Source organism: Haloarcula amylolytica JCM 13557 (genome assembly GCF_000336615.1).
GTDB lineage: Archaea > Halobacteriota > Halobacteria > Halobacteriales > Haloarculaceae > Haloarcula > Haloarcula amylolytica.
The window spans coordinates 42,515-64,472 of sequence record NZ_AOLW01000024.1 but is presented as its reverse complement, the minus strand read 5'-3'; the positions used below and the strand labels follow the sequence as shown (position 1 = coordinate 64,472).

The window sequence follows — 21,958 nt, the reverse complement described above, 5'->3', positions numbered from 1 at the left end:
ATAGATAGTCTCATCTACAACAGGGACGTCAATAGAGCGATATTACGACGGATCCTCCGCGCTCACCCACCCCTACACCTACGCAGGTAGGGACCCGTCCGCCCTGTAATCTTGACGGGGCGGGGTAGCGGGTGGTGACGGTCGTGTTCGAGCGAAGCGCGGGAACAGTAGCGAATCGGCCACCTATCAGATTAGCAGAGTGGTTCGGCGGGGTTGACCCCGAGTGTCGGTTACTGCCATTGAATCTGTGTAAACAGATGGCTACACAAAACGCCTACTTCCCCCAGAAGGGGTCCCGGTTCCGGTGTTTCTCCAGATACATCGACAGCGCCTCGCGCTCGTCGACGGAGATGTCCTCCTTGAGTTCCTGTTCCAGAATCTTCGCGTGCTTTTCGGGGATTTCGACCCAGAGGTCGTCGCCTTCCTCGATCTGGCGGCCGACGGTCGGCCCCTGGATCGAGACGGCCATACGCTCGCCGGCGCGGGCGGAGTCCACGTCCTCGCCCTCGTCCTGGATCGTCTTGAGGGTCCCGACGCGGTTTGCCTCGCCGTTCTCCCATCTGACGACGTTGACGTTCCGGCGGAGTTCACCGGAGAGGATTTCGACGCCGACGACGGCGGGGTCTGACTGGCGGAACGTGTGGTCCTGCAGAATCCGGAACTTCGCGGGTCGGGTGATGTTCTCCAGAATCTGCTCCTGCTGGGCCTCCTCGATGGCGGTGACGTGGTCGTCGTAGGACTCGACGAGCTGGTAGATGACGTCGTCCTCGAACAGCTCCACGTCCTCCTGTTCGGCGAGGTCTCGCGCGTCGTCGAGGACCTCGACGCTGAAGGCGAGAATCGCCTGGTTGGTCGGCTCGCCGGCCGTTTCGGCGACTCGCACGTCCCGCGGGGCGACCGCGCCGACCTCGGCGCGCATAACCGGGATCTCTTCCTCTTCGAGCGTGCTCGAAAGGGCTTCCAGCGAGCCGAGGGTGTCGGCCTTGATGACGACGCCTTCTTCTTTCGTGGTCACCTCGATTTCGGCGAGTTCCTCCTCGACTTCGGCGATGACCTCGCTGCGGTCGCGGTCGCGGATGACGCGGATCGGCGCGCCGGCCATCGCGTCGCCGAGGTCCGGCGCGGCGATCTTGACACCGTCGGCGGCGGCGACCTGCTCGACCTGCTCGAACTCCTGCTCTGTCCGGATCTCTTCGAGCGGGCGCGGCCGAAGCAGCGCGCGGACATCAGTGACGATGGGGCCCTGCAGACCGCCGACGACGATGGTGTCGTCGTTGCGGATGGTCCCGTCGTAGATGATAGCGTCGAGCGTCGTTCCAAAGCCCTGGGTGTCTTTCACTTCGAGGACGGTCCCGACACCGGGACCGCTGGTGTCGATCTCCATCTCCTCTTTCATGTACCGCTGGGACAGTCCCATCATCACCGTCAGCAGGTCAGGGATGCCCTCGCTCGTTTCGGCCGAGACCGGCACGACGCCGATGTTAGCCTGGAAGTTCTGGACGCGCCAGTACATGTCCGCCGAGAAGCCGTTGTCCGAGAGTTCGCCGATGATCTCGTAGAGCTTCTCGTTCAGGTCGGACTGGACGCGGTCGGACTGGGCGTCCATCGTCTGCTGGACCGGCTGTCCCTCGTTGGGATTCCAACCGGGGACAGTGTCGATCTTGTTCGCGGCGACGATGAACGGCGTCTGTGTGCGCTTGAGGATGTCGATGGCCTCCAGCGTCTGGGGCTGGAAGCCGTCGTTGACATCGACGACAAGGATGGCGATGTCGGCGAGCGCGCCGCCCCGAGAGCGAAGCGTCGAGAAGGAGTGGTGCCCCGGTGTGTCGATGAACAGCAGGCCGGGCAGGTCGAAGTCAGTCGGGTCGACGAGGTCGCCGGCGATCTCGGAAATCACGTCCAGTGGGACTGCCGTCGCGCCGATGTGCTGGGTAATCGCGCCCGATTCGCCGGCGGTGACGGCCGAGCCGCGGATCTTGTCGAGCAGGCTCGTCTTCCCGTGGTCGACGTGGCCCAGAACGGCGACGATGGGCGTCCGCAGGGTGTCGTCGGTGGCTGTGGTGGGGTCCGTGTCAGACATAGATGGCTCCAGAAGTTGTCAGAACCGAGTCGTCGGTGGCAGTTAAGTTCGTCGTCATCAGACGCGCGCGACCGAACGTGGGGCTAAGCGGGCGTCACTCGGTTACAGTGAACGACCCCGTCATGCCGACGCTCTGGTGGGGGACGCAGTGGTACTCGTACTCGCCGGGGACCTCGAACGTGTAGGCGTACTCGTAGCCCGAACTGTACGTCGTCCCATCGTCGCCGGGCGTCCCCGACCAGTCGCTGTCTTCCGGCGTCGCGGTCGGCTTGACGTTGTGGCCGCCGGCCTTCCAGACCCACAGCACGGTGCTACCGACGGGGACCTCGAAGGTTTCCGGGTCGAAACTGAAGCTTCCCGGCGCGACGGCGACCTCCTGGTCGGCGTCCACCGGCGTTCCGGTCGGCGTGGGCGTCGCTGTCTCGGTCGGGGCGGCCGTGGCAGTCGGTGTCGGCGACTCAGTCGGCGTCGGTGTCGCCGTTTCAGTTGCCGTCGCGGTTCGAGTCGGCGCTTGTGTGGCGGTGGCTGTCGGTGACGGTGTTCCGTCGCCGCCGCTACTACAGCCTGCCACGGCCCCGATGACGGCGGCCGCGAGGCCCCCGAGAAACTGACGCCTGTTACTGTCCATGCGTACCCGTCGGCCGCCTCTCGCATAGGGTTGTGGCTCGCTGTAGATGTTCCGGGGCGCGTCGGAAGGTCGAAGACGGCACCATGGCCGCCGATACCGGTATCCATCGGTCCACATCGCAGCTCACCTGTCGGACATCCCCGTGGCGTTTATGTAACCTCGTTCGGAACAAGGGGGTATGGCTGCAATACTCGCAGAAAACCTGTCGGGGAAAGACGTGATGGGGACTGACGGCGCGGAGATCGGCAGTCTCTACAACATCACGATGGACTTTTCCTCGGGCGCGCTGCACAATCTCGTCATCGACCCTGCGGAGTCGCTCCGCAACACGAACTTCGAGTACAGTGACCAGGGCCGCCTGCTTGTCCCAGTTGAGCGGGTCAAGGCGGTGAAAGACCATATGATCGTCAAACGCTAGATGTACGTTCTTGACTCCTCGGCATTTATCAACGAGTATCATACTGACGAGCAGATAGCGACGATTCCGCTTGTCAGAGAGGAACTGGAGGACGAGGCCGCCTATCGCTTCGACGCCCTCGAAGGCTCGGGAATGCACCTTCACATCCCCGAGGACAACACGGTCGAGCGCATCGAACGCGCCGCCAGCGAGACCGGTGACCTCGCGGAACTCTCGGAAACCGACATCCGGCTGATCGCGGCCGCGTTCGAACTCGACAGCCGACTCGTCACCGACGACTACGCGATGCAGAACGTCGCGGAGAAACTCGACGTGGCGGTCGAAGTCATCGCCCGTGAAGGGATTTCCGAACAGCGGGAGTGGCTGTTCCAGTGTGCCGGCTGCGGCCGTGAGTTCGACGAGAACCGCGACCGCTGTCCCATCTGTGGCAGCTCGCTATCGCGGAAGAACCCGGCTTAGACGGTTTGTTCGTCCCGGGCTTCGAGTCCGAGCTCGACCAACTGCGAAAGCACTTCCTCCTCTGTGATGCCGTAGCGCCGCGCAAGCGTTTCGATGATCCGCGCTTGGTCGTCATCACAGACGATGGTGAACCGCCGAGTCATGCCATCGCCTACAACGGTAGTTCGCATAAACACCCGTCAGACAGCAGTCAGACGCCTCAAACTGCCGGATTTCCTGTAATCTCGATGTACAATGTGAGAAACTGGATGGCATTGAACGCCCCGTGAATAAAGATGGGGACGAGCAGGTTCTCGGTCTTGAGATAGCTCAGGCCCAGCAGCGTCGACAGGACGAACACCAGTAACAGCGAGAGGACGGTCTGTGTCGGCGTCCCAGTACTGTACTGCCCGAAGTGGACGACGCCGAAGACGGCGCTCGTGAGTATAATCGCCTGCAGATCACTGAAATCGTCGTAGAGGTACTTCTGGATGATGTTTCGGTAGATGAACTCCTCGCTCGGCGCGATAGTGAGAAACGCCAATGGGACCATCACGAGCAGGAACGAGGGGTCTCTGTTGGCTAGCTCTTCGACGCTGCTTCGGGCCGCTTCGAGTCCAAGCGCCTGGATGAGGTAACTGAAGCCAAACAGCGCGACCATGAGGACGGCGACGCCGCCGACGCTGTAGCCGATATCACGGAGACCGGGTCGCCGCAAATCGAGATCAGCCCAGGTCCGGTCTAGCCGGTTGGCGACGGCCGCCCCGAAACCGACGAAGCCGACGCCGATACCGATAGTGAGCGTGATGTACATCGGTCCGGTGACAGTCCCGCCGTCGAGCGCCGCGGCGCTGACAAGCCCTGCGGCCGCGGCTCCGAGCACGACGAACTGGGCGAACAGCGTGCCCACGAGGAAGCCGGCCAGCCCGATTCCCGTCGCGACCGAGAGCGCTCTGGCGACCGTGTACAGCCGGTCGTTTGCCACGTCGGCCGCCAGCGCCCAGCCCAGCGCAATCGTCACGCCGCCGGCCAGCACCGCGAGATACACGGCGATTCCGACAGTCGCCTCGACGCCGGGACGGAACTCCGGCCCGAAGAAGGCGACGAGCGTCGCGAGCGTTGCGATGACGCTTGCGCCTGTCGCGCCCAGACCTGCCTGACGACGGTCGAGTGCGCCGTGACGGACAAGTGAGAAGGCGAGCGCGGCGACGACGAAGCCGGCGGCGGTGACCTGGCGAGCGGTGACCGGACCGGCCGTCGTCGCCGGTGTCATCCAGCTAACGACGCCGGTTTCGGTGGCGACGAGTACGACGAGACCGAGGCCAGCGGCGAGAACACCCCAGTTCGCGGCAGTGTCGTCCATTATCGGCAGTCCGTTGCGCCGGCCTAAAGGGACTCCGTTTCGCCGATCCGCAGCCGCTCGCGCTCGTCGATAACCGCCGTCTCGTCCGTCGACTCGCCGCGGATGAGCGCCCGCGTGGCGTTCTTGCCCCACTCGACGGCAGGCTGGGTGAACGTCTCAACCTCCGCGAGTTCGCCGACGAGGACGCAGGCCGCCTCCATCGCGTACAGCAGTTCCCCCAAGTTCTCGGCGTCGAGGCGGTCGATCTCAACTTCCAGCGCCGGCCGGTCAGCCGCCGGCAAGCTCGCTACCGTGGCCTCGTACTCGGCGTCGATGAGGCCGCCGAGGTCGGTGCCGGCGAGATACGACAGGTCCTCGTGGTCCGGATCGGGAATCGCCACGTCGGCGCGTTCGCGCGGCCGGACGAACGTGATGACCTTGTCGCGGTGGCCGGCGCGGTACAGCTGGAGCTGGGAGTGCTGGTCGGTCGCGCCCAGTGCACGCGCCGGTGTCTGGCCCCGCCCGTCCTTGCCCAGGCTCTCGGCCCAGAGCTGTGCGAACCACTCGCCGAAGGACTCCAGGCGCTCGGCGTAGGGCATGACGGCGTTGACCGTCGCGCCCTCCTCTTCGAGTGCGTAGGCCATCGCGCCGTAGGCATAGGCCGGCGAGTCGTACAGCGACGGCGCGAGGTCGTCAGCCGCTGTCTGGCCGCCGGTAAGCAGCCCTTCAATGTCGATACCGAGAATCGCCGGCGGGACGAGCCCGACCGCCGAGAGGGCACTGAAACGCCCGGGGACGCCCTCGGGTACCGGCAGCGTCGGCAGGTCGTGCTGGTCGGCGAGCGCCCGGAGCGGGCCGGACTCGCCCGTGGTGACGACGATGCGCTCGGTCCAGTCGACGCCGCGGTCCTCGTAGGCCTCGCGGACGACGAGGAAGTTCGCCAGCGTCTCCGCCGTCGTCCCAGAACGCGAGACGACGTTGATGGCTGTGTCGGCGAGGGAGAGGCCGTCGAGCGTCCGCCGGACGTGCTCCGGGTCGACGTTGTCCAGGACGACGTGGCTGTCCGGGTCCTCGGCCAGCGCCTCCGTGATTGTTTTCGCCCCCAGCGCGGAGCCACCGATCCCGACGGTGATGACCGAGTCGGCGTCGGCGACCGGCGCGACGGCGTCGCGGATGGTCTCGGCGTCGGTTGCTTCGGGGAGGTTCAGCGACGCGTAGCCGAACTCGCCGTCGTCCCGTCCCTGCTCGATTCGCTCGTGGGCCGCGGCCACCCGCTCGTCCAGGTCGTCCAGCGTCGCTCGCTCGACGCCCGGGTCGGCGGCACTGGCAAGCGCGGCTCCGATATCGACGTGCATACTGGGGGTGTCGACGGGCGGGTACAAACAACTCCCGGACGGCATGGCAGGCCGCAGACGTGGCTCCGCTCTCACCGCTGGTCGGACAACACCGCGCTTAACCACGCGCTCGCCTAACCCACAGGTATGACAGACGCGACGGCAGAGCAGTCCGTCACAGCTGACGCCGACGACGACCGGCCCGAACCGTACAACGGCCTGCCGGGTGCGTTCCCGTACGCGTTCCGGGCCAGCGACTCGCTGCTGTTCAAAGCCTACGTCCCGGTCGCGCTGTTGCTGTCTGTGGCGATTACGCTCGTGTTCTCGCTCGGGCTGATAACGCAACTCGCCGAGACCGGGAGCGTCCGCGGCGGCACGTTCACCTTCTCGCGGAGCTTCTTCCTGTTCATCGGACTGTTGCTCGTCGCGCCGCTGCTGGCCCCAGTGCTCTCCGTCGCGCGCCGTCACCGACGGACCGCGTCCTCGGTCGCCTACGACCGCGCCCTCGCGCTCTCGGCGTTCCTGTTCATCGGGTCGATATACCTCGCGCTCTTGACCTCCGCCCCGGCGGAGCTTCGCGAGCCGACACAGAGCGCCGTCGTCGGGTTCTTCTACTCGCTGCCGCCGCTTGCGGGCCTGGCCCCGCCGCTGCTCGCGACGCTGGTGATCTATCTGACCCACCGGCTGCTGAAGTAGCGCCGCCGTCCCACGGCCCCCACTCCTACCGGACGATACTGTGGTCCGTTCCCGGGTCGAAACGGGCAAGAACGCCCGACACGAATCTGTGTCTATGACAGCGATTGAAGGGACATTTCTGGTCACGAACGCCGACGACGCGTCGGCGACGCTTCGGAACGTCGCGGACTCGCAGGTACTGACACTGTCGGACAACCCCGGTGTCGAGGCCGGCGAGGTAGTGGAGGGGACAGTCGAACCGGAGCCGCCCATGGAGGTCACGTACACCGTCACCGAAGTCGCCGAGCGGCGACGCATTCCCGTCGAGAGGGTCGACCTCGCGCCGACGGCACAGACGACCGAAATCGCGGCGGAACAGGCCCCCGGCGAGCTAACGACGGTCGAACGCGCCGGCGAGGGCGAGGTTCACGTCCTGACGGTCCCGGACGACGAGACGGACGAGGCTGCGGCGGATGTCGTCGAGGACGAAACCACCCTCTCGCGGGCGGCCAGGCTCGGCGTCGACCGCGTCGAAGTCCGGACGGCAGAGGGCGTCGTCAGCGTGCGCTACCTGCCGGACTGACGCGTTCTCTCGTCCGCTCCAGTTTCCTATTCGGTCGGTCCGGCGGCGCTCTGAACCTGCCAGCCGCCGGCGATTCCGCAGGCCTCCCGCTCGGTGTAGACGAACGCGGTGTCTTCGGTCACCGCGGACCCACCCTCGACGGATTCGATCTGAAGCGGGAAATCCAGCGTGTCGCCACAGCAGCCGACGCCGACGAACTCCGTCCACACGTCGCCCGGCGCGGCGGTGTCGTGTGTCTTCCGGAGGTACGCGCGGAACGGCGAGCCGTCGATTTTGTCGCGACCCCAGCCGCTGAGGTCCGCCGGGTAGGAGAGTTCGACCCTGGTTGCGCTTTCGGGCATACCCGGATATACGTGATAAACTGCCATAGATGTACGGCACGGCGGATGTCAGCGCCAGTGATTGAGAAGGCTTATTCGCCCCCGTCTCACACCGTTCCGTCATGTTCGAGTTCGAGGTCCCGGAAGTCGATTACACCCAGTATTCGAACCGCCAGCTGGTGGCGGTTCCGCTGGTGGTGCTTGCGCTCTCGCTCGCGGTCATCGGTGGTTGGTGGGCTGTCACCGGGGCACCAGTCGACCGGGGCATCGACTTTACTGGCGGGACGGAATTAACGATAGGGACAAACGCGACGCTCACAAACGAAGAAATCGAAGCCACATTCGACGAGCCGGTTGTTTCGGTGCAGGGTATCACGACGACTTCGGAATCCACCTACGAGAATCAATACGTCGTCACGTTCGACAATTCGGCCAACGTGTCTTCGGTTCGGTCCGCTGCCCAGTCGGCGGAGGAACTGACACTGTTGGGGAGCGGAACGACATCGCCGCTGTTTGGCGGGCAAAACCAGCGTCTCGCAGTCATCGGTGTCGGAGTTGCGTTCGTTGGAATGAGCCTGCTCGCGTTCGCCTTCTTCCGCACATTCGTCCCGAGTATCGCCATTGTTATCTCGGCGTTTTCCGATATCATGATTCCGCTCGCGATAATGAACCTCCTTGGAATCAAGCTTTCACTGGGAATCGTCGCAGCGCTTCTCATGCTGATCGGGTACTCTGTCGACTCGGATATTCTGTTGAATAACCATGTTCTCAGACGTTCAGGCGGGTTTTACGAATCGACGTACCGTGCGATGCGAACCGGTGTGACGATGACGCTGACCTCTATTGCAGCGATGACAGTGATGGCGGTCGCAGCGACACTATTCGGGATTGGCCTGATGGCCGACATCGGCTTGATACTGGTACTTGGACTGACGGCTGACCTGATGAATACGTACTTGCTCAACGTTACGCTACTTCGCTGGTACAAGTACGAGGGGGTAAACCGATGAGTACCCTTCGAGACAATTGGCGAGTCGTTTTACTGGTCGTGCTTCTCCTGACCAGTGCCATCGCACTGTTCGTTCCCGGAGTTCCGCCGGGAACGAGTGCTGATGGACCGGCCGACGAGTCCGGTCCTGCAGCGAGTGAATCCGAACAGTTGACGAACCTCAACTACGGTATTCAGCTCAGCGGTGGAACCCGCCTTCGCGCCCCTATCGTCGGCATCACTGCCGAGAACGTCAACGTGACGCAGGCGGATTCATCTCAACTTGAGCAAACAGTGGCCGACGAACTCGACCTCGACACAATAGACGTCCGGGTCCGACCTGTCACCTCTGAGCGAAGCGCGGGGGCTGTCGAGGTCGTTACAAAAGACGTCACGCATCAAGAACTCCGAACGGCACTCGAGAACAACGGGTATCAGCCGACCACCGTACGTGACGGCGTGACGCCGGAAACGCGCCAAGAGATGGTCGAAGCCGTTGACGAGAAACTCCGGACCTCAGCGCTCAGCGGTGCGTCAGTCCAGGTTGTCAACGTTCCCGGTGGCCAACACTTCGTCAGTATTACCGCCCCAGATCGGGACCGAGAAGAGCTCGTCGACCTGCTGAACGAGCGCGGGACCGTCAAAATATACGCCGTGTATCCCGGCGGTGAAAACGGGTCCTTCGTCCGCGAGGAAGTGCTCAAGCGCTCCCAGATGAGTGATATCTCGGCTGCGGACAGGGAAGGCGTCGGTTGGGCTGTGTACATCACAGTCAGCTCGGATGCCGCCGACGAGTTCTCACAGCGAATGGTCGATGCCGGGTTCGGTGACGGGGCCCCGTGTGGAAACTACAACCATTCGGATATTCAGCAAACGACCGCCGGTGGGTCGGCCGACCCTGCACTTGCAAACGATGAACCTGGCTGCTTGGTCCATACGTTAAACGGAGAGGTTGTCACAGCCCGGGGCGTGACGCCGGGCCTCGGCGAGAGCTTCGCCAGTGGCGAGTTCGCTAACGACCCTGTGTACGTAATGCAAACTGGAAGCTCGGACAACCCCGCTGAAACGGCCAGTGAAATCGAACTGAACCTCCGGGCCGGACAGCTTCCGGCACCGCTCGACCTCTCTGAAGACTCCGGCTCGTCACTCGACCCGGCGCTTGCCGAGCGGTTCAAGCAGAATTCGCTGTTGACCGGTTTGCTGGCTGTCCTCGCAGTCAGTCTCGTGGTCTACGTGCGATACAAACGGGTTGAGGTTGTCGTCCCGATGGTCGTCACGGCGCTGTCGGAGGTGTTCATCCTCCTCGGGTTCGTCGCCTTCGTCCAGTATCCGCTGAACCTCTCGCATCTGGCCGGCTTCATCGCAGTCATCGGTACGGGGGTGGACGACCTCATCATCATCGCCGACGAGATCCTCCAGCAAGGGGAAGTCGAGACCGGACGCGTGTTCCAGAGCCGCTTCCGCAAGGCGTTCTGGGTCATCGGCGCGGCCGCGGCGACGACTATCATGGCGATGAGTCCGCTGATGGTCCTGCCACTCGGCGACCTCTCCGGGTTCGCCATCATTACCATCGTGGGCGTCCTCATCGGCGTGCTCGTGACGCGGCCGGCATACGGTGACATCCTCCGCCACCTCGTGCTGGACGAGGACTGAGCGGCTCCCGCTTTCTGCCTGTTACGCAGTACTGGCCGGGTTCACGCACTCCAAGTTCGCTGTCGAACTGTTCCCGTTCAAAAGTCGCCCAGCGACGCCTGTTCTGCCGCCGCCAGCACGTCGTCACACGTCGACCACGACCGGCGGGCACACGCCGGCAGCTCGCCGTGGCGGTCGACGTAGTCCGCCAGGAACGCCCGCGTCGTCGGGTCGCTGGGGTAGCCCGACCCCACGTCGCCGTACTCCTCGGCCAACGCTGCGACGTGTTCGTCACGGGCGACTTTCGCGATAATCGAGGCTGCACCGACCAGTGGGTCCGTCTCGTCTGCGCCGTGTTCCGCAGTCACCGTCACGTCGGCGTTGACCGCGTCCGCGACCCGGCGACCGAACCGCGCCGCGTCGGTGTCGCCGGCGTCGACCGTGCCCGGCAGGCCGTCACGGGCTACTACCGATAGAGCCTCTGCCTGCGCGTCGACGGTCAGCGTGTTCATGTCTGTCCCGTCGGCGTCGATGCGTTCGACCGGAATCTCGGCGACACCGACGGCGTCGGCCGACTCGCGTATCTCGCCAGCTAGTCGCTCGCGGCGCTCCGGCCTGATGCCCTTCGAGTCGCCGACACCATCGGGCAGGACTTCCGGGTCGGCCCGGACGGCGGCGGCGAACATCGACCCCAGGACCGGCCCTTTCCCGGCCTCATCGACGCCGAATCGCATGACTATCCTCTGGACGGCGCTGCAAAAACAGCTTCCGATTGGACGGCGGCCCGGCGCGTTACTCTCTGAGGAACTCGTCTTTCGCGAACGGCTCGTCCTCGCCCTGCACGTCGATTACGTCGAGCGCCGTCACCACGGCGTCGGTGTCGAGCAGGCCAGCCAGGCTCGGCTCCGTGCGGCCCTCGTCGCTGGAGACGAGTTCCTTCACGTACAGGCCGCCCTCGCCGTGGATGCGGAGTTCGGCGTGACGGTCGTCGGTCAGTTCGCCCTCGGCGTCGTACACCGTCCGCGTCCGGGTGATATCGGCGCGTCGGTGGGTGACCCGCTGGGGCGTCTCCTGCTGGATGGTCGTCCCGTCTAGTTCCGCCAGTGCGTCCTGCAGTGCGTCGGCGTCGACCGGTGCCCCGAACTCCACGTCCATGCGGTAGGTCTTCGAGGCGTCCAACTCCTTGACGCGTTCGACCATCTCGTGGGTCGCCAGATGGAGGTCCGTCACTTCGACCTTCCCGTCGGCGAAGGCATTGATGTCGGCTTCGAGTTCGTCGGCGTCCACGTCGCGTTTGCGGGGTGCCATCACCTCGATGACGAACGGGCGACCCGAATCGAGCATCCGGGCGTCGACGTCCTCGCGGCCGGCACCGTGGAACACGGCCTCCTCGCCGTCCATCGCCTCGCGGACGACAGGCGCGGACAGTTGCTCGACGCTCTCGTCGTAGCGGTAGCCGCTACCGCCACAGCCGTCGCAGGGCTCGCCCTGCCACAGCCCGGTCCCGTTGCAGTCGTTGCAGGGCCACTTCGTCTGTGGAATATCGCGTTCGAGCTTGCGGTAGCGGCCGTAGACGAACGCCGAGTTGACGTGCGTTTCTACCTCGTCCGTTGCGAGGTCGAGCGTAAGCTGGACCGCCGGACGGCCGAACTCGACCTCCGCGCCGGTCAGGTCGCCGATCCGTTTGCCGACCTCTCGGTTGAGTTCGGTCTTCAGCGCTTCGCCGGCATCGGGCTCAAGCCCCACATCTTCCCGGAGCAGTTCGTCGTTCTCTTCGAGTAGCGGCGGCACTTTCGTTCCGACCTGGTATGTGTCAAAGTCGTAGCCGCGGACGGCGCTCGCGGCCTGTTCGGCCCACCAGTCGAAGCGGTCGCATTCGTTTTCACACACCCAGCAGTCCTCGCCCGCCTCGAAGGGGTCGTCGTCTGCGAGCGCAACCGTCACCCGCAGGGCGTGGCCCCGTTCGGCGTTGGCCAGCCCGAAACTTCGGTCGGCGAAGAGCCGGCCGAGACAGGAATCACACAGCGGCCCGGTCGCAAGCGCCGCACGGGCGTCCTCAAGTATGCTCATTGCCTGAGCCGACGCGGCGACCCCGTAACTGCGTTTCGACCTCTCGATCACTCGGGTCAGTCGGCCCTGCGACCTTGCTCACTCTCATTCACCGGCCACGCTCCCGTCGTCTGTGCCCTTCGTCGCCGCTTGGTCGAACAGGTCGCCCGGGATCTCTTCGATCGAGATGGAGATGGACCGCTGGGGAAACGGGATCTCGATGTCCTCAGCCCGGAATCGCTTGTAAATCGCGCTGTTGAGTTCGTGTGTCGCGCGGGCTGTCAGAGCCGGGTTGCTGACCCAGCACAGCAGTTCGAAGTTCAGCGCGGAGTCGCCGAACTCCCGGAAGCGGACCCGCGGATTCGGGCGGTCTTGGACGAGATCCTCGGCTTCAGCCAGTTCAAGGAGAATCTCCTCGACGTGGTCGATATCCGTCCCGTAGGCGACGCCGACAGGCACGCGAATCCGGCGCTTGCGTCTCGGCGTCGACTCGTTGATGATGGCGGCGTTGTTGAGCTTCGAGTTCGGCACAGTAACGAGGATGTCGTCCCGGGTGCGGATGACCGTCGAGCGGACGGAGATGTCCTCGACGCGGCCGCGTTCGCCGGTTTCCAGCACGACGAAATCGCCGACCGCGTACGTCCCGTCGAGATACAGCGACAGCGAGCCGAAGAAGTTCGCCAGCGTGTCTCGGGCCGCCAGCCCGACAATGATGCCCATAATCCCCGCCGAGGCAAGCAGTGGCGTCACGTCGATGTCCCAGAGGACCAGTAGGAGGAGGACGCCGCCGCCGGAGATGAGCGCGCTCCAGACGTTCTGGAGGATAGGGACCATCTGGCGGTCGATGTACGCCGAATCCGTCGCGAGGGCTGACGCCTGGCGGCCGATACGCAGCAGAATCACCATCCAGACGATGACGACCAGCGAGAGCGTCCCGGCTTCTAGCGAGACAGCGACGGCTGGGCGAACGTCGTAAATCTGTGCACCCGCGTACGCGCCGCCGAGGCCGACTGTGACGTACACGGCGGTGTGGATTCCACGGAAGACGATGTCGTCGACGTCGCCCTCGATGTGGGGTGTGACCCGCCTGAGAAGTCGGTCTCCGAGGACACGGATGGCCAGCGCGAGCGCGACTCCGCTGCCGACGAGCACCACAAACCCTTGCCAGGCCGGCAGCCCCGACAGCAGGTCTACCACCCCGCTTCCCAGTTGCATACCCCCGTTTGGACACCAGCGCTATATATACTGCCACGTCGACGGCCCGAACCGAACGGCCTTTGTCCCGCGGCGTCCGCTCCGTGGGTATGAACCCGATTCTCGTCGCTATTCTGCTGGGCTTGCTGCAAGGGGTGCTGGAGTGGATTCCGGTTTCCAGCGAGGGCGGCGTCGCGCTCGCCTCGACGGTGGCCACTGGCGTCTCCCCGGCCGCCGCGACCCGCCTCGCGCTCTTTCTCCACGCCGGGACGGCGGTCGCGGCGACGGCCTACTACCGCACTGAAGTTCGAACCATCCTGCATTCGATCCGGGAACTCTCCCGCCGTCCGTTCGCCGACGAGACGGCGGACCTCTCGTTTATCGTCATCGCGACGGCGGCGACCGCCGTCACTGGTCTTCCCGCGTATCTGGTGCTCGACGCGGCTGTCTCAAATCTTGAGGGTGGACTCTTTCTGGCGCTGGTCGGCGGCCTGCTCGTCATCACCGGCCTGCTCCAGCGGTTCGCCGCGGCGCTGTCGCTGGGCGAGCGCGAGGTTCCGGACTGGATCGATGCTGTCCTCGTTGGAGTGTTACAGGGGCTGGCTATCCTTCCCGGTGTCTCCCGATCCGGGACGACGGTGAGTGCCCTGCTGCTCCGGGGCCACGAGGGCGAGTCGTCGCTTCGACTTTCGTTTCTGCTGTCGATTCCGGCCGCGCTTGCAGCCAATGCGCTGGTCCTCATCGATGACGGCGTGCCGGCAATCGACCCGCTGCCGGCCGTCGTCGCACTCATCGTGAGCGCCGTCGTCGGCTATCTCACTGTCGGCGCGCTGGTCCGACTGGTCCGGCAGGTCCCGTTCTGGGCGGTCTGTACGGTCTTTGGCGGCTTTGGTGTCGTGGGCGGATTGCTCGTCGCGCTGTAGCGTCCGGCAAACGACGAGCGGCCTACTCCTCGTACTCGACTTCGGTGCCGCTGGCGACCGGCTGAAGGATGTACTCGCCTGTCTGGCCACGCTTGACCGGGGTGAAGTCGGCCGTGAACACGGTACGGGTGTCCGCGCGGATTTCGTACTCCTGCGTGAACTGTAGCGGCGCGTCGCCGGGCGTATCGACCGTCGCGTCACCGCCCTCTGCGAGCGTCCCGTCGACGCCTGTCACGTCGAGCTGGAGGTACTCGTAGGTGTCAACGTCGAGTTCGGTCTCGTCGATGAGCGAGGTGTTGCCGTCCTGGAGCTGGACCAGGTCGGCCTCCTGGGGCTCGTCGAACTCGTGGTACTCGCGGGCGTCGCTCGTGTCCGCTGTCGTCGATTCCTCGGTCGCTGTGTCCTCCTCTGAGACTAGCTTTACCCAGATACCGGCCATCGTGATGACACACGATTCGAAATCAGCGATGTCGCCCGGCTGGTCGGTCACCTGTGTCGCGAGCGTGCCTGTTTCGGTGCCGCTCCCGGAACAGCCGGCGAGACCGACCGTGCTCGCTGCCGCGAGGCCACCGGCGGCTTTCAGATAGTCGCGCCGAGACGTCGTTCCTGACTGCTGTGGATCGTGCATACACTGTTCGACAGCCGCCCCAGGGTAAAGGAGCCGGCAGATAGTCAGGCCGAGTTCAGCCGAGTTTCGCCCGATTTGCCGGCAGTGAACGGTTTCCGGGTCGACACAGACCGGGTGGTATCGACCAGTGCCGTGCTGGCGACGATGGAAGTTATTTATCCCTTGGCATCAAATCTGTAGTACCAGCGGCCATGAGTGGTGACGAACGCAAACTAGTCGACACATCGGGGGACTTCCAGTACGTCGTCCGCGATGGCGACACGGTGACCGACCCGAAGTGGCGCTCCTGTCGACTCATCGTCACCAACAAGCGACTCATTCTGGCGACGAACGGCTCGAAACAGCCCATTCCCCACTCCAACATCACCCTCCCGTCGAACCCCGACGATCTGGTCCCCGACGGCGGGACCGGCGGCGCAACCGCGCTGGAGGTCGGCAACAACGTTCTGCTCGTCGACACGCCGAACCTGGACGACTTCGAGACGGAGTACGTCCGCGCCACGCTACAGGGCGAGGTCATCCTCGCTCGACAGCAGGCGGTCGTCGGCGGCGTCGTTCAGGAGGACGCCGAGTGGAGCAAGGCACGGTTTCAACTGGACGATGACATCATCCGCCTCCAGTTTCCCGGCGGCAAGAGCATGTCATTCGAAATCGAGGACGTCGGAACCATCGAAACCGGGACCAGTACCGTGATGGGCCAGGAGCGGGAGGTCATCGAGGTCGAACACACTGACGACCAGGACCGTAGCGTCGAGACCCACATCTCGGGGATGGACCACCACACGCGGGCACTGAAGACGCTGTTCACCCGCGTTATCGAGGACCGCGAGGACGATTACGAACTCTCGGAGATGGAGAGCCAGGTGTTGATGGCGCTGTACTCCGGTGTCTCACCGTTCGAGATGTCCGATTTCGTCGGAACGACGCCCGACGAAGTCGAGGAAATCTATCAGAAACTGCTTGATATTGGGGCGGTTGACGAGGTCCGGGTTCGGACCGAGGTCGCGTTGAACGCGCAGGGGCGGAATATGGCGAGTGAGGCAATGAGTGAGAAATAGCGAGGGGCCGACCGGAGGGAGGGCCCTCGGATAGCGAACGAGGAACGCAGTGACTCGTGAGCGGCGTGGCGCTACGCGCCACGAACGAACGGCGATGCCGTGAGTAGCGAGAGCCCGAGCGAAGCGAGGGGTCTCGAATAGCGAACGGGGAGCGTTAGCGACCCGTGAGCAGTAGAGAGGCGCTACGCCCCTCTGAACGAGCGGTACGGTAATGTGACCCGCAGTGGCGGTTTCCCTGCCGGTCTTGCTGTGGCACAGGCAGCCCAGACGGACCCGTGGCCTGCCCCGGTCTTGCCGTTTTCACTCACCCAGGTATTCGACGTCTTCAGCCTCTGTCACCGATACTCCATCCGGAAGGTCGGACTCCGGGACCGGCGTCAGGGTGAGGACGTCACCCGCCTCGGTCTGTACCCACTCCTGTCCAGTCGCTTGACTCCAATCGTGTGGTTCCCAGAACCCCGACTCGAAGCGCATCCAGATGTCGAGACCACTGTAGTACTCTCCCGTCGAACTTTCGTATATCATTGCTGAACTCCACAGCGTCTGCTGCCGTCGAAAGAGTCAATGCATCTACATGGTCTTATTAGTACCGGCGAGAGCGAAATTCGACGGCCTTGAGAATAGAGGGGTGCTTGGATGACCCGGGTACGGCGGTGATTCAGCCACTATATGTGTATATTTCACAAAGGCCTCGTGAACTGGCTCTGAATCCGTCGCCACCGTGACAAACGGAGCCCGACCTACTGCTGTTCCATCGCCAGCTCAAGCGACCAGAAGAAACCGTAGTACGCGACGACGCCGCCGGCGAGCGTCAGGTAGTAGACCCACTGCGGAGCCGACAGCAGGTCGAAGATGACGCTCACGGCAGTCACCCAGGCGATAGCGAACACGAGGTCGACGAACATCCCTCGCTTGTGGTCGCGGACGTGGTTGCGGAGGGTGTCGACGACGCTCATCGGCGGCCTCGCGTGGTCCGCAGCGATTGGAGTCGATTCAGTGCCATGGTACTGTCAGTCTTCAACGTCCGTCTCGCCGTGGACGTCGACGACGAGCACCGGCAGTCGGGTCCGGCGGAGCACTTTCTCCGTGACGCTGCCGAGGATGACGCGTTTCAGCCCCGAGCGGCCGTGGGACCCCATCACGACGAGGTCGATGTCGTTGTCCTCGACGAACTTCCGGATGGCGCGCGCGGGCTCGCCGGCGGTGATGTGCTCTTCCACTTCGACGCCGTGTTCGGCGGCGCGGTCGCGGACGTAGCCGGTGGCTTCGTCGGCGTCTTCCTTTATGTCGGTCATCTCCTCCAGGTTCCCCTGGCGGATGCGGTCGACCTGCTCTGTCCCCAGCGAGTAGCTGGTGGCGTCGACGTCGACGACGTACAGCGCGTGGACCGTTGCGCCGTACTTCGAGGCGATGTCGACTGCCTGGTCGACCGCGTTTTCCGCGGTTTCGCTGCCGTCAGTCGGAACGAGAATGTTGTCGTACATGGGTTTAGTCGTCTGCGGGGGTGCCGCCGCTGGTCTTGTCGCCGACGACGTCTGCGGCGGTCTCCTGTTGCCCCATCGGTTCGGGGCTGTGACACTGTCGAACCATCTGCTTCGTCTCCAGGGGCGGCTCGGGCGTCGCCAGCGAGACGGCGATGGTGACGATGAACACGACCGGCGTCCCGATCAGCGCAGCGCCGATGGGCGGGACGTACTGGGCGTATATCGGGACGATCGCGCCGCTCTCTCCGGCGGCCGCTCCGAGCGCGCCGATGTAGTTCGGCAGGACGCTGTTGATGATCGAGGTGATCCAGATGAGCAGGCCGAGCACCATCCCGGCCAGTGCGCCCTGACGGTTCGTGTTCTCCCACCAGAGGCCGAGGAAGAACATCGGGAACAGCACGACGCCGGCCAGCGAGAACGCGTAGGCGACCAGTTCGCCGATGAGCGCCGGTGGGTTGAACGCGGTCACCGTCACCAGCGCGCCCATGCCGATGATCGTCCCGCGACCGATGAGCACCTGCTGGCGCTGGGTCGCGTCGGGGTTGATCAGTTCGGTGTAGATGTCGTGTGCGACCGCTGAGGAGGCCGTGATGAACAGCCCGGCAGTCGTCGCGATAGCGGCGGCCATCGCACCGGCCGCGACGAGGCCGACGAACCACGTCGGGAGGTTCGCGAACTGCGCGGCGAGCACGACGATCACGTCACCCTCAGCGCCGGACATGCCGCCTTCTGCGGCGTAGGCGCTCGCGCCGGTCGTCGCCTGGAAGAGGTCGACGCCGAAGGCCGCCATCGCGGGCGACGCCCAGTACAGCAGGAGGATGAAGAACAGCCCCCACACGCAGGACCAGCGGGCGACGCGCTCGCTTCTGACCGTGTAGAACCGGACGAGGACGTGCGGGAGGCCGCAGGTCCCGACGATGAGCGAGAACGCCGTCGCGATCCAGAGGTAGAACGGCTGGTTCACGAACGGTGCGGAGAACTCGCGGCCGAGGTCGGCGATCAGCGCGCCGTACTCGATCTGCGGGAGCACCGTAGAATAGCCCTGCGAGAAGCCGACCACGTACACGCCCGCGAGGAACGCGACGATGAGGATCGTGTACTGAACGGCCATGTTCTTCGTCGCGCCCAGCATCCCCGAGAGCGCGAGGTAGCCGACGGTAATGGTCATCATCACGACGATCATCGGGATGATGTCGAGGCCGAAGACGTACTGACCGACCAGCCCCATGCCGCGGGCCTGGCCGACGGAGTAGACGTACGCGATCAGCAGCGTGGTGAACGCGGCCAGCGCGCGGGCCGTCGGCGAGTTGAACCGGTCGCCGACGAAGTCCGGCGCGGTGTACTTCCCGAACCGCCGCATCTGCGCGGCCAGGAAGATGAGCAGGATGAAGTAGCCGGTCGTCCAGCCGACGATGAACGCCAGGCCGTAGAAGCCCGAGAGCGCGACCAGCCCGGCCAGTCCGAGGTACGAGGCGGCGGACATCCAGTTCGCGCCGATGGCCATCCCGTTCTCGATGTTCCCGATGCCGCGGCCGGCCACCCACATCCCCTCGGTGTCGGCCACCTTGAACACGTAGCCGATAACGAGGAACGAGGCCATCATCAGGAAGACGATGATCGCCGGGACGAGTTTGAACGAGATATCCAGCGCTTCCGCCTGTAGCGGGACCGTCACTGCTCGACACCCCCGTCAGCGGCTGTCGCTTCGCCAGCCTCGGTCGCCGCGCTCTCGACGGAGTCGGGGTCGATCCCGTACTTCTGGTCGAGTCGGTCCCGGTAGCGCGTGTACACTACTGCAAGGATGAGCGCACCCGTCGGCGCGCCAAGGGAGACGAGGAAGTAGTGCAGCGGGAAGCCGAATATGGGCGTCCCCACGGTCATCATCTCCGGCGCGATAGCGGTCATCGTCACCGGCCCGAACACGACCAGCGCCCAGAGCACGAAACTGCTCCAGATGATCTTCAGGTGGTCGCGCATAAACGGCGTGCTCGGCCGTAACAGGTTCACCTCCCTGTCGAGGTAGTCGATGTCTTCGTGGGCGGCCTCCGTGCCGCCATCTGGTTGGATAGTTGACTCTTCTCGGTCCGCAGGCGTGTCTCTTGACATGGGTTGATAGGTTGAAAATTCGTGGTGCTGTTCGCCGCTACGGCTCAGTCACCCTGGACTTTTGTCTCGATATCACTGACGACGTCAGGGTTTCGCAGCGTGCTCGTATCGCCCAGTTCCTCGCCGTTGGCGATGTCTTCTAGCAGGCGGCGCATGATCTTCCCGGAGCGGGTCTTCGGCAGTTCGGGCGTGAAGATGACGGCTTCCGGTCGGGCAATCGGCCCGATAGCGTCCTCGACGCCGTCGATGATCGCACTGCGGAGTTCTTCGTCCTCTTCGTAGCCGTCCTCGGTGATGACGTAGGCGTACACCGCTTCGCCCTTGATGTCGTGGTCGCCACCGACGACGGCAGCCTCCGCGACACCCTCAACGCCGACGATAGCGCTCTCGATCTCCATCGTCCCGAGGCGGTGGCCGGAGACGTTGATCACGTCGTCGACCCGTCCCAGCACGGTGATGTACCCGTCGTCGTCGATTTTCGCCCCGTCCTCGGGGAAGTACACCCAGTCGTCGGAGTCGTCGCTGTCGGTGTCTGAGTACTCGGCCCAGTACTCGTCGATGAACCGTTCGTCGTTCTTGTACAGCGTCCGGAGCATGCCGGGCCACGGCTTGTCGACGGTCAGGTAGCCGGCGCGGCCGGGCTGTACCTCCTCGCCCTCGGTGTCGACGATCCGGACGTCGTTGCCCGGCAGCGGCGGCCCGGCCGACCCGGGTTTCATGTCCTTGATTCCGGGCAGCGTCGTTATCATCATGCCGCCGGTCTCGGTCTGCCACCAGGTGTCGACGACGGGACACTCCTCGTTGCCGATGTGCTTGTAGTACCACTTCCAGGCGCGGGGGTTGATCGGCTCGCCGACCGTGCCCAGCAGGCGCAGGCTGGAGAGGTCGTGCTGCTCGGGGTACTGCTTGCCCCACTTCATGAACGCGCGGATGGCCGTCGGCGCGGTGTAGAGCTGGTCGGCCTCGTACTCCTCGACGATGTCCCAGAGGCGGTCCTTGTCGGGGTAGTCCGGCGTCCCCTCGTACATCATCGTCGTCGTCCCGAGCGCGAGCGGGCCGTAGACGATGTAGGAGTGGCCGGTAATCCAGCCGATGTCGGCCGAACAGAAGTACGTGTCCTCGGGTTTGATGTCGAGCACCGCCTGGGAGGTCCAGGCCGCCCACGCGAGGTAGCCGCCGGTGGAGTGTTTGACGCCCTTCGGCTTCCCGGTGGTCCCGGAGGTGTACATGAGGAACAGCATGTCCTCGGCGTCGCGGTCGACCGGCTCGACCGTCTCGCCCTCGTTGTCGGCGACGACGTCCTCGAAGGCGATCTGGTTGTCCGCGTAGTCGTGGTCGAAGCTGTCGCCGTCCATCAGCCGCTCGGCGACGATGGCGCGTTCGACCTCGTGGTCGACGCCGCTCAGCCCCTCGTTAGCCTTGTCGAGGTGGTCGAGCGGGTCCCCGCGTCGGTAGTAGCCGTCGCAGGTGACCAGATACTCCGAGTCGGCGGAGTTCATCCGCGTCGCGAGCGCGTCCGCGGAGAAGCCGGCGAACACGACGGAGTGGGGCGCGCCGATACGAGCGCAGGCCAGCATGGCGATCGGCAGCTGCGGGATCATCGGCATGTACATCGTCACGACGTCGTCCTCGCCGACGCCCATCTCGTGCAGGCCGGCCGCGAACTCGTTGACCTTCTGGTGAAGTTCTTCGTAGGTGTAGGTGACGTTGTCTTCCTCGACCGGCTCACCCACCCACTCGATAGCGGCTTCGTCGCCGCGCTCCTCCAAATGGCGGTCCAGACAGTTCGCCGAGGCGTTTAGTTTCCCGTCCGTGAACCACTCGTAGAACGGCGGGTTCGAGTCGTCGAGTACCTGATCGTAATCCTCCTCCCAGTCGAGCAGGTCGGCGGCCCCCTCCCAGCACTCCGGCCAGTTCTCGGTAAACTCCTCGTAGATACCCTCGTCCGTGACGTTCGCCTGCTCGACGAACGACTCCGGGGGCTCGAAAACCTCCTGTTCTTCGAGCCGTGCTTCGAGTTGGACATCTTCATCTGACATGGTCTATCATCGATATTTCACAGCGGCCATATAAACGGG

General features: G+C 64.4%; 24 protein-coding genes. 8 read left to right on the top strand and 16 right to left on the bottom strand.

The annotated features are described in order from the left end of the window. Positions 1–274 precede the first annotated feature (274 nt). Positions 275–2,080, bottom strand: a complete 1,806-nt coding sequence (gene infB / locus C442_RS12695) for a translation initiation factor IF-2 (RefSeq protein WP_008311039.1) — start codon at positions 2,078–2,080, stop codon at positions 275–277. A gap of 94 nt (positions 2,081–2,174) precedes the next feature. Further along, positions 2,175–2,708: a plastocyanin/azurin family copper-binding protein gene (locus C442_RS12690; protein WP_008311037.1), complete on the bottom strand. Its 534-nt coding sequence runs from the start codon at positions 2,706–2,708 to the stop codon at positions 2,175–2,177. Between the two features lie 178 nt (positions 2,709–2,886). On the opposite strand from C442_RS12690, the gene C442_RS12685 reads away from it, so the two are divergent. Together C442_RS12685 and C442_RS12680 are read left to right on the top strand one after the other, a co-directional pair. Beyond that, entirely contained in the window at positions 2,887–3,126 is a 240-nt protein-coding gene (locus tag C442_RS12685; protein ID WP_004518435.1) for a PRC-barrel domain-containing protein, read from the top strand. Beyond that, complete coding sequence (locus C442_RS12680) at positions 3,127–3,585, top strand: NOB1 family endonuclease (protein WP_004518436.1); 459 nt, start codon at positions 3,127–3,129, stop codon at positions 3,583–3,585. Here the strand turns inward: C442_RS12680 and C442_RS12675 are convergent. From C442_RS12675 to C442_RS12665, 3 genes are read right to left on the bottom strand one after another with little or no spacing between them, the layout of a single operon-like run. Further along, the gene (locus tag C442_RS12675) at positions 3,582–3,728 is read right to left on the bottom strand and encodes a CopG family transcriptional regulator (RefSeq protein WP_008311035.1); all 147 of its coding nucleotides are present in this window, start codon (positions 3,726–3,728) and stop codon (positions 3,582–3,584) included. The genes C442_RS12680 and C442_RS12675 overlap by 4 nt on opposite strands. A gap of 56 nt (positions 3,729–3,784) precedes the next feature. Continuing rightward, positions 3,785–4,927, bottom strand: coding sequence for a CPBP family intramembrane glutamic endopeptidase (locus C442_RS12670; RefSeq protein ID WP_008311034.1), 1,143 nt, complete (start codon positions 4,925–4,927; stop codon positions 3,785–3,787). A gap of 23 nt (positions 4,928–4,950) precedes the next feature. Further along, on the bottom strand, positions 4,951–6,261 hold the full coding sequence (locus tag C442_RS12665) for a hypothetical protein (protein ID WP_008311033.1): 1,311 nt from the start codon (positions 6,259–6,261) through the stop codon (positions 4,951–4,953). A 126-nt stretch (positions 6,262–6,387) separates the two neighbouring features. Between C442_RS12665 and C442_RS12660 the strand changes: the two genes are divergently transcribed. Together C442_RS12660 and C442_RS12655 are read left to right on the top strand one after the other, a co-directional pair. Next, complete coding sequence (locus tag C442_RS12660) at positions 6,388–6,936, top strand: hypothetical protein (protein WP_008311032.1); 549 nt, start codon at positions 6,388–6,390, stop codon at positions 6,934–6,936. Positions 6,937–7,030: 94 nt separating this feature from the next. After that, positions 7,031–7,498 (top strand): DUF5812 family protein, encoded by a 468-nt coding sequence (locus C442_RS12655; RefSeq protein ID WP_008311030.1) that lies wholly within the window; start codon positions 7,031–7,033, stop codon positions 7,496–7,498. Positions 7,499–7,524: 26 nt separating this feature from the next. On the opposite strand, the gene C442_RS12650 is transcribed toward C442_RS12655, so the two are convergent. Next, positions 7,525–7,839, bottom strand: coding sequence for a hypothetical protein (locus C442_RS12650; RefSeq protein ID WP_008311028.1), 315 nt, complete (start codon positions 7,837–7,839; stop codon positions 7,525–7,527). A gap of 101 nt (positions 7,840–7,940) precedes the next feature. Here C442_RS12650 and secF point away from each other — a divergent pair, with 101 nt between their 5' ends. Beyond that, on the top strand, positions 7,941–8,828 hold the full coding sequence (gene secF, locus C442_RS12645; protein WP_008311027.1) for a protein translocase subunit SecF: 888 nt from the start codon (positions 7,941–7,943) through the stop codon (positions 8,826–8,828). Continuing rightward, positions 8,825–10,459: a preprotein translocase subunit SecD family protein gene (locus C442_RS12640; protein WP_049942971.1), complete on the top strand. Its 1,635-nt coding sequence runs from the start codon at positions 8,825–8,827 to the stop codon at positions 10,457–10,459. The genes secF and C442_RS12640 overlap by 4 nt, the downstream gene beginning before the upstream one ends. Positions 10,460–10,536: 77 nt before the next feature. Here the strand turns inward: C442_RS12640 and rnhB are convergent, their stop codons facing one another. The 3 genes from rnhB to C442_RS12625 all read right to left on the bottom strand — a co-directional run bounded on the left by rnhB (position 10,537) and on the right by C442_RS12625 (position 13,702). Further along, a complete protein-coding gene (gene rnhB / locus C442_RS12635; protein WP_008311023.1) occupies positions 10,537–11,172 on the bottom strand; it encodes a ribonuclease HII in 636 nt (211 codons plus the stop codon). Between the two features lie 58 nt (positions 11,173–11,230). Beyond that, positions 11,231–12,508: a tRNA pseudouridine(54/55) synthase Pus10 gene (locus C442_RS12630; RefSeq protein WP_008311022.1), complete on the bottom strand. Its 1,278-nt coding sequence runs from the start codon at positions 12,506–12,508 to the stop codon at positions 11,231–11,233. A gap of 84 nt (positions 12,509–12,592) precedes the next feature. Next, complete coding sequence (locus C442_RS12625; protein WP_008311020.1) at positions 12,593–13,702, bottom strand: mechanosensitive ion channel family protein; 1,110 nt, start codon at positions 13,700–13,702, stop codon at positions 12,593–12,595. Positions 13,703–13,791: 89 nt separating this feature from the next. Here C442_RS12625 and C442_RS12620 point away from each other — a divergent pair, with 89 nt between their 5' ends. After that, complete coding sequence (locus C442_RS12620) at positions 13,792–14,604, top strand: undecaprenyl-diphosphate phosphatase (RefSeq protein ID WP_008311019.1); 813 nt, start codon at positions 13,792–13,794, stop codon at positions 14,602–14,604. Between the two features lie 22 nt (positions 14,605–14,626). On the opposite strand, the gene C442_RS12615 is transcribed toward C442_RS12620, so the two are convergent. Then, positions 14,627–15,232: a DUF4382 domain-containing protein gene (locus tag C442_RS12615; RefSeq protein ID WP_008311017.1), complete on the bottom strand. Its 606-nt coding sequence runs from the start codon at positions 15,230–15,232 to the stop codon at positions 14,627–14,629. Between the two features lie 191 nt (positions 15,233–15,423). Here C442_RS12615 and C442_RS12610 point away from each other — a divergent pair, with 191 nt between their 5' ends. Continuing rightward, positions 15,424–16,290, top strand: a complete 867-nt coding sequence (locus C442_RS12610) for a CheF family chemotaxis protein (protein WP_008311015.1) — start codon at positions 15,424–15,426, stop codon at positions 16,288–16,290. Between the two features lie 300 nt (positions 16,291–16,590). Here the strand turns inward: C442_RS12610 and C442_RS12605 are convergent, their stop codons facing one another. The 6 genes from C442_RS12605 to acs form a co-directional block, all read right to left on the bottom strand. Continuing rightward, on the bottom strand, positions 16,591–16,815 hold the full coding sequence (locus C442_RS12605; RefSeq protein WP_008311012.1) for a hypothetical protein: 225 nt from the start codon (positions 16,813–16,815) through the stop codon (positions 16,591–16,593). A gap of 215 nt (positions 16,816–17,030) precedes the next feature. Then, positions 17,031–17,246 (bottom strand): hypothetical protein, encoded by a 216-nt coding sequence (locus tag C442_RS12600; protein ID WP_008311011.1) that lies wholly within the window; start codon positions 17,244–17,246, stop codon positions 17,031–17,033. A gap of 54 nt (positions 17,247–17,300) precedes the next feature. Continuing rightward, positions 17,301–17,774, bottom strand: coding sequence for a universal stress protein (locus C442_RS12595; protein ID WP_008311009.1), 474 nt, complete (start codon positions 17,772–17,774; stop codon positions 17,301–17,303). A 4-nt stretch (positions 17,775–17,778) separates the two neighbouring features. Further along, entirely contained in the window at positions 17,779–19,449 is a 1,671-nt protein-coding gene (locus tag C442_RS12590) for a sodium:solute symporter family transporter (RefSeq protein ID WP_008311007.1), read from the bottom strand. Further along, positions 19,446–19,880, bottom strand: a complete 435-nt coding sequence (locus C442_RS12585; protein WP_008311005.1) for a DUF4212 domain-containing protein — start codon at positions 19,878–19,880, stop codon at positions 19,446–19,448. The genes C442_RS12590 and C442_RS12585 overlap by 4 nt, the downstream gene beginning before the upstream one ends. A 44-nt stretch (positions 19,881–19,924) precedes the next feature. Then, positions 19,925–21,919: an acetate--CoA ligase gene (gene acs, locus C442_RS12580; protein ID WP_008311003.1), complete on the bottom strand. Its 1,995-nt coding sequence runs from the start codon at positions 21,917–21,919 to the stop codon at positions 19,925–19,927. Between the last annotated feature and the right edge of the window lie 39 nt (positions 21,920–21,958).